Source organism: Enterobacter cloacae complex sp. GF14B (genome assembly GCF_004136805.1).
GTDB lineage: Bacteria > Pseudomonadota > Gammaproteobacteria > Enterobacterales > Enterobacteriaceae > Enterobacter > Enterobacter hormaechei_C.
The window spans coordinates 41,148-51,981 of sequence record NZ_QFRV01000008.1; the positions used below are offsets into that span (position 1 = coordinate 41,148).

Consider the following 10,834-nt stretch of genomic DNA (forward strand, 5'->3'; position numbering starts at 1 on the left):
AAACCATGGCAACGACTGTTAATACTGACCTGGTTATTTATGACGACCTGGCGCAGACCGCTTTCCTTGAACGCCGACAGGATAACCTGGCAATCTTTAACGCCTCTTCCAACGGGGCGATTCTGCTGGATAACGAGCTGATTGAAGGTGATTTCCGCAAGCGAGCCTTCTACAAGGTGGGCGGTTCTATCGAATCGCGTGACGTGAACTCCACCGAAAAAGTGACGGGTAAGAAGATTGGCGCCGGCGAAGCAGTTTCCGTCAAAGCGCCGTGGAAATACGGTCCATACGAAACGACTGAAGAAGCGTTCAAACGCCGCGGCCGCTCGGTTGACGAGTTCTCCGAAGTGATCGGCACTGATGTGGCTGACGCGACGCTGGAAGGCTACGTGAAATACGGCTTGAAGGCGCTGACGGCTACTATTGGCGCCAACGCGGACATGGTGGTTACCGCCGATATCGAAACAGACGGCAAGAAGACCCTGACGCGCGGCCTGCGTAAGTACGGCGACAAGTTCAACCGTGTGGTGCTCTTCGTTATGCACTCCGCCACTTACTTCGACATCGTGGATGAGGCGATCGCCAACAAAATCTATGAAGAAGCGGGGGTGGTGGTTTACGGCGGGCAGCCGGGCACCCTGGGTAAACCTGTCCTGGTTACCGACACCATGGACGCTGATGCGATCCTTGGGCTGGTGGCCGGAGCGGTTACCGTCACCGAATCTCAGGCGCCGGGCTTCCGTTCCTACGATATCAACGATCAGGAAAACCTTGCGGTTGGCTATCGCGCTGAAGGCGTGGTGAACGTTGACCTGCTGGGCTACAGCTGGGATACCGCCAAAGGTGATAACCCTGACCTGACCGCCATCGGCACTGCGGGCAACTGGAAGAAACACTTCACCAGCAACAAATCAACTGCAGGTGTGCTGATTAAACTGGGATCCGCAGTGGGGGAGTAACGCTGTCAGCGGATAAAACCTCCGCAACCGCTGACAGCACCGATGCGGTCACCATTTCCCTGAAGTACACGCTAAACGGCGCAGGTGTTTCCGGTAAGACTGTTGCATGGAGTTCAACGGGCGGCACGCTCAGCACTGCCAGCTCTCAGACCGGTTCTGCTGGTGGTGCAACGGTGAAACTCACATCAGACGTTGCTGGCACCTTTACGGTAACCGGCACGGTTGAAGGAGTGGCGAAAACCACTGATGAGATCACCTTCACTGCGCCTGCCGGAGAATAACGAATGGGGCGAAAGCCCCATAAACAGGATGATTCGATGATCAATACCGATATCACCTCTCCTGATGCCAACAGCTACGCCAGTGAAGAGGATCTTGTCTCATTTGCGGAAATACGCGGCATTGAACTGCCTGACAAGCTCACACCTTTGCTGATTAAGGCAATGGATTACCTGGAGGGGCTGGACTGGGTTGGCTCAAAAGCCGACCCTCGACAGCCGCTGGCATGGCCACGCGTGAATGTCGTTCTGGATGAACATGATTTCCCGCCGGATGAAGTTCCACGGCAGGTTATAACCGCGCAGTGCATGCTGGCGGTAGAGGCAATCGACGGCGATTTACTCTCCAGTGTGCGCGAAGCCGCTGTGAAAACGGAACGTGTGGAAGGTGCCGTCACGATGACCTATGCGGTCGCAGATGGTGAGGTTTTCACGCCGTCCTATCCTGCCGTTATGGCGCTGCTGGGCGACCTTGCTGGTGGTCGAGGTTACGCCATCAATGCATTTGCAGAGAGGGCCTGATATGTCGATTGATTACCAACTTATGCAGGCCAGAACGACCCGCATGCTCAGGCAAAACGGTACGGAATACAGCGTAATCCGTAAAGGCTCTGTGACTGTTATTGGCGGAGTCGAGCACAAAACGGATGATGTTCAGTTCACTGCGAACGGGGTAAAAACCGAATATGAGCCAGGCGAAATTGACGGAACCGTCATTGAAAACGGCGATGTACGGATTGCCTTCACTGCTGAGAAGGAAATTAAAACCGGCGATCTGATTGACGTGGACGGCGTAAGCCACCGCGTTGTTAAACCTAACCCGGTGAAACCGGGCGCTGTGGTGCTCTGCTACAAAGCTCAGTTGAGGGCATAAAATGGGCGATAATAAGGCGTTCACAGCTGCTATCACAGCATTTGTGGACAAAGCCAAAGCGAATCAGGAAGCAGTCGTACGCGCAGTCGGCATTCGGATCCTTAATCAACTGGTGATGATGTCCCCAGTGGGCAACCCGGAGTTGTGGGAAGTTAACCAGACAGCCGTTTCCTATAATCGCGCTGTTTACGACCATAACGAAGCGCAGCGGGCCAATCCCGACAACCTGACCAAAACCGGGCGACTGAAGAAAAAAGCCCAGGTGGTGGATGGGATGGATATCAAAACACCGCCGGGGTATACGGGCGGACGCTTTCGCGGTAACTGGCAGGTGTCCTTTGATGCGCCAACGACTGATGAAACAGGGCGAATAGACAAGACCGGCGACCTGACAAAAGCGGCCGGGAACTACACGCTGTCGCTCTTCAAAGTCGGGATGAAGGCCATTTATTTCTGCAACAACGTGCCCTATGCCTACCCGCTTGAAATGGGGCATTCCACACAGGCGCCGGGCGGCGTGGTCCGCATAACTGCAGCTGAGTTTCAACGCTTCTTTGAGGAAGCTGTCAGGGAGGTGACTAAGTGATTCCTGATATTGCATCTGCACTGGCCGCCAGACTGGGTACTTGGGCCGATGCTGAGGGCATTTCGGTTGCATGGGAGAATGTGCCGTTTTCACCTCCTGCTAACGAGATGTACCTGGCCGTTCACGATATGCCCGTTACACCGCGAATAATCGATCTCGGCTTGCGCTGTCGGACTTATTCTGGCGTGTACCAGATTAATGTCGTGGCGCCAGCCGGCTCCGGCCGTACCTCCGTCGTTGCCCTGGCGGGCAGAGTAGCGGAATTGTTCCCCGAGGGGCTGGAAATTGCAGGCAAAGACTTTACCTGCTGGATTAGCAGCGCGCCTGGCATATTCCGCGGCGTCCCTACACCTGTGTCCTACACCGTTCCTGTCAGCCTGAATTATCGGACAGACATTACCAGCTGATTCCCTCTGTGATGTCCCACAACTGACCGGCCTTGAGCCGGTTTTCCCGTTTCTAAAGGAGTAACCATTATGGGCTTTGCACTGCCTAACGGCGCTCACGTCTATCTTGCATCGGGCTATGGCCCAGCCATTACTTTCACCGGGGCGACGAACGCCGAAAACATGGTGATCACCGTGAGTGAAGCTGACGCACTCAAGGTGGGTGATATTGTCCATGTGAGCTGCAACTGGTCCGGTGTTGATAACGTCATTGCAAAAATTGATGCGATTGCAGAAAGCGCTGTCACTCTTCGCAATATCAATACCACCAACAAAAACAAATATGCTGCTGGTGGCGGTATCGGTTCGATCCGCAAAGTGCTTGAATGGACCGAGTTGCCGCAAATCACTGAGGTTTCTAAATCCGGTGGCGATCAGAACACAACGCAGATTCAGTTCCTGAGCGATGACCGCCAGCGCAACCTGAATACCTATAAATCTGCTGTCTCTCAGACCTACTCGATTGCACATGACTCTGCGCTCCCGGTTTATCCACTACTGCGCCAGTTGGATGAAGAGGAAGAGACTGTTGCAGCGTACATGTACGTGCCGAAGGCGAAGGAGAACCGGTACTGGGCGGCCACGGTATCCTTTGATGACACGCCGACCACAGCGGTTAACGAGGTAGAGACAGTGAGCGTGGTGCTGAACCTGCAGTCACCTGCGATGACGTTTTATAAGTTGACCGACGCTGCCGCCTGACCCGTCAGAACTTTCACTATCTTTGCCTCCCTTTGCGGAGGCATTTTTTTCGTAAGAGGTATCAATGGCGACCAAATTCACTCTTCAGCCCAAACCTACTTTTAAGGCCAATGTCTCGATTCCCCGTGCCGGGGATGAGGATGGCGTGCTGACGTTCACGTTTAATCACAAGCCGCTTAAAGAACTAGCTGACCTGGAAAGACTCGAAGGCAAAACCGCCACTGATTTTCTAATGGAAATCATTTCTGGTTGGGCGCTTCCCGATGCGTTCAACGCGGAGAATCTGTCGGTACTGCTTGAAAACTATCCGGCGGCAATGAAGGCCATTCCGGAAACCTACTACCGCGAGCTGATGGGGCAGCGCGAAAAAAACTGATAGCGGTTGCCTCTGCGTTCTATACGCCTGAACCCACAGCGGCAGACCTGGCGCCTTACGGGCTTACGCCGGATGACTACGACGATCAATACATCGACGTATGGCCAGATGTATGGCCTTCATTCCTGGTGTTTCAGGCTGTCAGCACGCAGTGGCGCACGGGTATGGGAGGGGCATCAGGGCTTGATTACAACGTGCTGCCCTGGGTAATGCGCCTGCACCACGTCGAGGACGAGGCAACCGCACTTTCGGACATCCGAATCATGGAGAGCGCCGCACTAAAAGTTATGCATAAAGAGAGGGCGGAATGAGTAACGATATCGCCACGATTTCCCTGCGCGTAAATACCACTGAGCTGGAGCGCGGTAACCAGGCACTGGATCGCTTCCAGGAGACCGCGACCGCTGCTGCAGGTAAAGCGGATGACCTGAACAGTACGTTCCGCACCGGCATCGATAACCAGAAGAAGAACAGCGAAAGCCTGAAGCAGCAGCGTCAGGAACTGCAGAACCTGCTGAATAAAATTAGTCCGGTAAACAAGGCGCTGGATGAGCTGGACACTATCCAGGAGAGCCTGGCGAAGTTTCGTGGTAAAGGGCTGGTGGGAGACGAGGATTTTACTCGTTACAACAGCGTGCTTGAGACGACGCGGGCAAAACTGGCACAGGTAATGGAGTCTGAGACCGCAGAGGGGCGGGCTCGCATTGAGCAGGCTCAGGCAGCGCAGCGGGCAGCTGCAGCGAGCAAAACCTTTATCGATTCGCTGGAGGAGCAGGTCACAGCAATCGGAAGAACGCGCGCAGAACTGTTAGAGCTAAAAGCTGCCCAACTCGGCGTATCCGATCGTGCTGCACCAATGATCGCAAAGCTGAAAGAGCAGGAAGAAGCATGGAAGTCTGGGGCTGTCAGCGCGGGTCAATATCGCAATGCTATGCGTTATCTACCGATGCAAATGACCGACATTGTGACTTCACTGGCTTCCGGCATGCCGGTTTATATGGTTGCTATTCAGCAGGGCGGTCAGCTCCGTGACTCGTTTGGCGGTGTAGGCAATGCTCTGAAAGCGATGTTGTCGATGGTGACTCCTGCCCGAGTGGCCATTGGCGGCCTGGCTGGTGCCGTTCTGATTGCGGCGAAAGCGGGGTCGGACTACTTCACCGCCTACGACGAAATCAACAAGGCCATTATCAGGACTGGCAACATTGCCGGCACGTCAGCGCTTCAGATCATGGCTTCCTCCCAGTCTATTGCTGCCTCTACTGGCGCTACTGTAGGAACCGTTCAGAGTTTGATGACTGAGCTAGTTGGCATGGGATCGCTGACACAGCAGCAACTTGAAAAAGCAGCGGGCTCCACGGCGCTGGCGGTTCAGACCGGTATAGTCTCGGCGCAGGACATCACCAAAGCCTATAAGGACATCGAAAAAGACCCTGTTAAAGCGCTGCAGAGTCTCAACGAACAATATAATTTCCTGACCGTTTCACAACTTAAGCATGTTGACGATCTGATCAAGCAAAAGGACCAGACCGCGGCCGTTACGCAGGCTATGGACCTGTTTGGCGATACGATGTCAAAGCGCGGAGAACAGGCTTACGACTCGCTGACGCCGTTTGGTCGCCTGTGGCTGGATATTAAGGGCTGGGCGTCTGAGGCCATGCAGAGTATCGGTCAGTGGGTAGCTGAGCTGGCATCAAACACCCTGAAGGAATTCAACGCAATTTATTACAGCGTTGCGATCGTTTTCCAGAAGCTGAACCAGATCATTTCTTCCTCTATCGCTGCCGCGATCAACCTCGTTCCCGACTGGGCGAAAACAGATACTTTGCAGGGATGGCAGGACTACAACGAACAAATGGCCAGCGCTTATGGCGACAGCGTCTCTCAGCTGAAAAATGACTGGGATGCCGCTGATATCAGTGCAGGTAAATACCTCGATACGACCAGAAAGATAAGTACCGCAACCACCCAGAAGGATCGGGAAGGAGTCGCTTCTTTCGGCAAAAAGACCAAAACCGGAAAGCAGGGCACTTTATCGGCTGGCGATCGCAGCACGGATGCTGCCCAGGCAGAGCTGCTGGCGCTTCAGGCTCAGTTACGCGCGCTGCAGCAGCATAAAAGGCTGAACGACACTATCAGCCAGCAGCGCAAAGATCTGTGGACAACTGAAGCGAAATTTCAGGTGCTGGAGGAGGCCTCGCGTTCACGTTCACTGACAAAGCAGGAACAATCCCTGCTGGCGAGTAAAGACCAGGTGCTTCAGTTGGCACGGCAGAAAGCCCTGTTAGGTGATCAGATTACCGCACAGGAACAGCTGAACAAGCGAATGGATACCTCGCAGAAATACGTCACACAGATGGCAGAGAAGCAGGCTGCATTAGTGAACGGTGCCGGGATGAGTGACCGTCAGGCACAACGTGAGCTGGCAAAGAGCCAGCTTTCTTCTGGATGGATCAACTCAGGCGGCACGCTTGACGACGAGGGTTATCAGAAGCAGCTTAAAGCGGCGAATGATTACTATGATGCTGAGGATCGGTTACGTGGCGACTGGCTGACTGGCGCGAAAAAGGGCTGGGCTGAATTTGAGGACAGCGCGACCAATGTTTACTCGCAGGTGCAGACGATTACCAGCAATGCGTTCACCGGGATGGCCAGCACGCTCACCGACTTTTTTACTACTGGTAAATCTAACTTCTCCGACTTCCTGACTACCTTCCTGAAGGGCATCGCCCAGATGCTGACTCAACTGGCTCTGGTTAATGGAATGAAGTCAGCCTTTGGTGGAACGTGGTTCGGTAATTTCCTTGGAATAAAACAGGCGTGGTCAGGCGGTTATATCCCTGAGTACGCCAATGGTGGTGCGGTTGGCTATACCGGCGATGGCGGTAAATATCAGCCGAAGGGTGTGGTCCACGGTGGGGAGTTTGTTTTCACCAAAGAGGCTACCAGCGCGTTGGGTGTTGGCAACCTTTACGCGTTGATGCGAGGCGCTCAGGGCTATGCAAACGGCGGGTATGTAGGCACCGCGCCCATGTATGGATTGCAATCCGCTGGCGCTGGCAGTGTTACTGTTCAAACGTCTGTTGTTGTGCAGAACCAGAGCCCGCAACAGCAAACAAACGCTGGTAGCGATACGATGTACCGAGCCTATAAGCAAACTATTGATCAGTCAGTGCGCGAAGGTATTGCGAAGCAATTAAGGCCCGGAGGGCTCATCTGGAATGCAACGAAAATGCGTTAATGGAAAACTTTCTTAAAATTCGGTTTTAATTGCTGATCTTAGGAAATGGATAGTCATTGACCAAATAAAAGTTAATGTTAGGATGTTTCTGATTGTAACTTAAGGATATTGCAATGAGAAAATTACTAGGGCTGACAATTCTGACTTTACTGGTTGCCGGATGTACTACGCCAGCTAGAAACTATGTACCCCAAACGAAAGAGATAAGTATACCGCCGCTTAATACGACTACGACTACCTATGTTGGTGAAGATATGGTTAGACAGGGTATCGACGCCAGTATTGATGCTATTCATTTCAATCAGGCAGTTGAGATCGGATCCATAGGGGTATATACAATCCCTGCAGGTGACTACGTAAAAATTGGCGAGGATTCCAAATCTGAGTTTTTCTCTAATGTAGAAAGATCATCAGGTGCTCTAGTACCGAATCGATTTATGGTCAACGATCCAACTCAAAGTATTCAGCTCAAAAAAAATGGTGAGATCTGTATTGTGACAATCTATGGCGCGACCAAATGTGATACAGGGAAACCATATTCAAAAGTGAAATTTCAAACAGAACAGCAGTCGGCTTTTCAACAAACCTTGATTTATAATGGTAAGGTTGGGAATAAGATAAATATTGGTTATCGTGAGTTTCAGGGGGGATTGGCAAGAGCTGCCTTCTCAAATGAAGTCGAATATGACCTTTCTGAATCAAAAACCATACGCTATAAAGGTGCTGTTTTATATATCCTTGAGGCGAATAACCAGTCAATCACTTTTAAGCTTACGCGAAACTTTAATACCAATTGAAAAATCTTTAACTTATTTATTGATATATTAACACTTAACCCGCTTCGGCGGGTTTTTTTATGTCCGGAGATAGCATGGCAATCGAAACGTTCACCTGGCGAACACAGATACAGGCGGGGATGGAAGGGGCATTCAGCCTTAAAACGCGCTCTGCAACCTTTGGCGACGGCTATGAGCAGATCGCCGGGGAAGGCATTAACCCTGAAAAGCAGTCATGGCCTGTCACACTGACGGGGAAAAAAGCGGACATGCTTCAGGCCCTGAAGTTCTTTCGTTCTCACGTCACAAAGTCATTTATCTGGACATCGCCAGTTGGCGAAACAGGGCTCTATCGGATTGAGGCCGAATCAATCAAGTCACAGCCCTTATCCAGCAACGTTCTGACCATTTCTTCAACATTCAAACAGGCGTACGCACCATGATCACCGCAGACTATCAAAGCCTTGAGCCCGGCAACAAAGTCCGGCTTATCGAAGTTGATGGCTCTACGTTCGGCGTGGATGATGTACTGCGATTTCACGCGTACAATCTCCCGCACACGGAAGAAGAAATCGCCGCCGCTGGTGGTGATGAATCAAAGCTGAAGGCGAAAAGCATCTGGTGGCAGGGGGAAGAATATGCCGCCTGGCCGTATCAAATTGAAGGACTTGAAGCATCCACTGAAGGCAACAGCGCCCAGCCAACGCTGACGGTTGCAGATATCGAAAGCAAGATTACAGCGCTGTGCCTTGCTTATGACGATATGCTACAGGCGAAAGTCTCTATCCATGACACCTATTCGCACTATCTCGATGCGAAGAACTTCCCAGCAGGTAACCCAACAGCTGATCCGCAACAGGTCAGAAAACGAGTTTTTTACATCGATAGTAAAAGCAGCGAAATTCCGGGCGAAAGTATCGAATTTGTACTCGATAGCCCAATGTCGTTACAGGGAAAGATGATTCCTACACGTCAACTTCATTCTCTGTGTACCTGGTGTATCCGGAATAAATATCGCACCGGCGATGGCTGCGACTATGCCGGAACCCGCTATTTCGATAAAAACAACAACCCGGTGAGCGACCCCTCTCTGGATGAATGCAACGGCACGCTTACGGCCTGTAAGCTCCGGCATGGAGACGGCAACGAACTGCCGTTTGGTGGGTTCCCTGGCACGTCTTTGATCAGGAGCTGATATGCGTCAGAAAACCATCGATGCGATTATGGCTCATGCTGCAGCTGAGTATCCTCGCGAGTGTTGCGGCGTGGTGGCGCAGAAAAGCTGTGTTGAACGTTATTTCCCGTGCCGGAATCTTGCCGCGGCGCCGGAGGACAATTTTGTACTTTGCCCCGAAGACTATGCAGCTGCAGAAGACTGGGGGAAGGTGATCGCCATCGCTCACAGTCACCCAGATGCCACGACGCAACCGAGCGAGCTGGATAAAGCGCAATGCGATGCAACCCTTTTACCCTGGCATATCGTGAGCTGGCCGGAGGGGGATTTACGGACTATCCAGCCGCGTGGAGAACTGCCGCTGCTGGAGCGACCGTTTGTGCTTGGTCACTTCGACTGCTGGGGTCTGGTGATGAGCTATTACCGGCAAACACACGGGATAGAGCTTCACGATTACCGGGTCGATTATCCCTGGTGGGAAAACGACTACCCGGACAACTTCTATCAGGATTGCTGGTATGAGTGCGGATTCCGTGAATTCGACGGGCCGCCAAAACCTGGCGATATGGTGATCATGCAGGTTCAGGCTGATAAGTGGAATCATGCGGGGATTCTGCTGGAAGGCAACATGCTACTGCATCACCTTTATGGGCATCTGAGCCAGCGCGTACCTTATGGCGGTTACTGGCGTGAGCGCACGATGAAAATACTGCGCTTTAAAGACTGTTTCTGATAACTGCCTGTGACAGTTTTTATGGGGGAAAAATGGCTGCATTACTCAATGTTGAGCCGGTCCGCACAATTCGATTATACGGCGTGCTAGGCGCCACCTTCGGGCGTGAATATCGTTTATCAGTCGCTTCACCAAAGGAGGCCATCCGCGCCCTGAGCGTTATCGTGCCGGGTTTTGAACGTTTCCTTAATACCAGTAAGCAACGAGGTTTAACTTATGCGGTATTCAGCGGGAAACGAAACCTCTCAAACGATGAGCTCAGTATGGACAGGAGCAAAGAGGAAATCCGCATCGCGCCGGTGATCATCGGCAGTAAGCGAGCCGGGGTGTTTCAGACAATCCTCGGGGTTGCCCTTGTCGCTGTTGCCGCGTTCGTCACGGGAGGGGCCGCGATTGGGATTGGTGGTACCGCTTTCGCTGGTGGATGGGGCGCTGTGGCGGGGATTGGGGCATCAATGGCGATCGGAGGCGTAGTCCAGATGCTTTCTCCACAGACAACCGGGCTCGCCAGTAAGCAATCTGCGGATAACCAAGCCAGCTACGCCTTTGGTGGAGTAACAAACACGACAGCCCAGGGGAATCCGGTACCACTTCTTTATGGCCGCCGGCGAATCGGCGGCGCGATTATTTCTGCCGGGATTTATGCCGAAGATCAGCAATAAATACCTTCTTTCAGGCCACCTTCGGGTGGC

At 52.6% G+C, this 10,834-nt stretch carries 15 protein-coding genes; all 15 read left to right on the forward strand.

The features are described 5' to 3' along the window. Positions 1–5 precede the first annotated feature (5 nt). A complete protein-coding gene (locus DD606_RS04620; RefSeq protein ID WP_129258311.1) occupies positions 6–959 on the forward strand; it encodes a major capsid protein in 954 nt (317 codons plus the stop codon). Between the two features lie 2 nt (positions 960–961). After that, the gene (locus DD606_RS25900) at positions 962–1,240 is read left to right on the forward strand and encodes an Ig-like domain-containing protein (protein WP_225738779.1); all 279 of its coding nucleotides are present in this window, start codon (positions 962–964) and stop codon (positions 1,238–1,240) included. 36 nt (positions 1,241–1,276) lie between these two features. After that, positions 1,277–1,759: a DnaT-like ssDNA-binding protein gene (locus tag DD606_RS04625; protein WP_059294642.1), complete on the forward strand. Its 483-nt coding sequence runs from the start codon at positions 1,277–1,279 to the stop codon at positions 1,757–1,759. Position 1,760: 1 nt separating this feature from the next. Then, a complete protein-coding gene (locus DD606_RS04630) occupies positions 1,761–2,111 on the forward strand; it encodes a hypothetical protein (protein ID WP_059294643.1) in 351 nt (116 codons plus the stop codon). A gap of 1 nt (position 2,112) precedes the next feature. After that, positions 2,113–2,697, forward strand: a complete 585-nt coding sequence (locus DD606_RS04635; RefSeq protein WP_063444227.1) for a hypothetical protein — start codon at positions 2,113–2,115, stop codon at positions 2,695–2,697. Continuing rightward, positions 2,694–3,104, forward strand: a complete 411-nt coding sequence (locus tag DD606_RS04640) for a DUF4128 domain-containing protein (protein ID WP_059294645.1) — start codon at positions 2,694–2,696, stop codon at positions 3,102–3,104. The genes DD606_RS04635 and DD606_RS04640 overlap by 4 nt, the downstream gene beginning before the upstream one ends. A gap of 69 nt (positions 3,105–3,173) precedes the next feature. After that, entirely contained in the window at positions 3,174–3,845 is a 672-nt protein-coding gene (locus tag DD606_RS04645) for a phage tail protein (RefSeq protein WP_063444226.1), read from the forward strand. A gap of 64 nt (positions 3,846–3,909) precedes the next feature. Further along, positions 3,910–4,221 carry a phage tail assembly chaperone gene (locus DD606_RS04650; RefSeq protein ID WP_020690995.1) on the forward strand — a complete coding sequence of 104 codons (312 nt, stop codon included), beginning with the start codon at positions 3,910–3,912 and terminating at the stop codon, positions 4,219–4,221. Between the two features lie 47 nt (positions 4,222–4,268). Next, the gene (locus DD606_RS04655; RefSeq protein WP_048244186.1) at positions 4,269–4,532 is read left to right on the forward strand and encodes a DUF1799 domain-containing protein; all 264 of its coding nucleotides are present in this window, start codon (positions 4,269–4,271) and stop codon (positions 4,530–4,532) included. Then, entirely contained in the window at positions 4,529–7,459 is a 2,931-nt protein-coding gene (locus DD606_RS04660; RefSeq protein ID WP_108453091.1) for a phage tail tape measure protein, read from the forward strand. Before DD606_RS04655 ends, DD606_RS04660 begins: the two co-directional genes overlap by 4 nt. Before the next feature lie 113 nt (positions 7,460–7,572). Beyond that, the gene (locus tag DD606_RS04665; RefSeq protein WP_129258312.1) at positions 7,573–8,256 is read left to right on the forward strand and encodes a hypothetical protein; all 684 of its coding nucleotides are present in this window, start codon (positions 7,573–7,575) and stop codon (positions 8,254–8,256) included. A 74-nt stretch (positions 8,257–8,330) separates the two neighbouring features. Beyond that, entirely contained in the window at positions 8,331–8,678 is a 348-nt protein-coding gene (locus tag DD606_RS04670; RefSeq protein WP_045336368.1) for a phage tail protein, read from the forward strand. After that, a complete protein-coding gene (locus DD606_RS04675; RefSeq protein WP_108453092.1) occupies positions 8,675–9,430 on the forward strand; it encodes a phage minor tail protein L in 756 nt (251 codons plus the stop codon). Before DD606_RS04670 ends, DD606_RS04675 begins: the two co-directional genes overlap by 4 nt. Before the next feature lies 1 nt (position 9,431). Then, entirely contained in the window at positions 9,432–10,142 is a 711-nt protein-coding gene (locus DD606_RS04680; RefSeq protein ID WP_108453093.1) for a C40 family peptidase, read from the forward strand. A 32-nt stretch (positions 10,143–10,174) separates the two neighbouring features. Beyond that, positions 10,175–10,804: a tail assembly protein gene (locus DD606_RS04685; protein WP_129258314.1), complete on the forward strand. Its 630-nt coding sequence runs from the start codon at positions 10,175–10,177 to the stop codon at positions 10,802–10,804. Positions 10,805–10,834: the final 30 nt, after the last annotated feature.

Bases quoted from the DNA above. Each gene is read 5' to 3' on its own strand.
- DD606_RS04635 (WP_063444227.1), top strand. From the start codon at position 2,113: ATGGGCGATAATAAGGCGTTCACAGCTGCTATCACAGCATTTGTGGAC.
- DD606_RS04685 (WP_129258314.1), top strand. From the start codon at position 10,175: ATGGCTGCATTACTCAATGTTGAGCCGGTCCGCACAATTCGATTATAC.
- DD606_RS04650 (WP_020690995.1), top strand. From the start codon at position 3,910: ATGGCGACCAAATTCACTCTTCAGCCCAAACCTACTTTTAAGGCCAAT.
- DD606_RS04680 (WP_108453093.1), top strand. From the start codon at position 9,432: ATGCGTCAGAAAACCATCGATGCGATTATGGCTCATGCTGCAGCTGAG.
- DD606_RS04620 (WP_129258311.1), top strand. From the start codon at position 6: ATGGCAACGACTGTTAATACTGACCTGGTTATTTATGACGACCTGGCG.
- DD606_RS04645 (WP_063444226.1), top strand. From the start codon at position 3,174: ATGGGCTTTGCACTGCCTAACGGCGCTCACGTCTATCTTGCATCGGGC.
- DD606_RS04660 (WP_108453091.1), top strand. From the start codon at position 4,529: ATGAGTAACGATATCGCCACGATTTCCCTGCGCGTAAATACCACTGAG.
- DD606_RS04670 (WP_045336368.1), top strand. From the start codon at position 8,331: ATGGCAATCGAAACGTTCACCTGGCGAACACAGATACAGGCGGGGATG.
- DD606_RS04675 (WP_108453092.1), top strand. From the start codon at position 8,675: ATGATCACCGCAGACTATCAAAGCCTTGAGCCCGGCAACAAAGTCCGG.
- DD606_RS04625 (WP_059294642.1), top strand. From the start codon at position 1,277: ATGATCAATACCGATATCACCTCTCCTGATGCCAACAGCTACGCCAGT.
- DD606_RS04630 (WP_059294643.1), top strand. From the start codon at position 1,761: ATGTCGATTGATTACCAACTTATGCAGGCCAGAACGACCCGCATGCTC.
- DD606_RS04665 (WP_129258312.1), top strand. From the start codon at position 7,573: ATGAGAAAATTACTAGGGCTGACAATTCTGACTTTACTGGTTGCCGGA.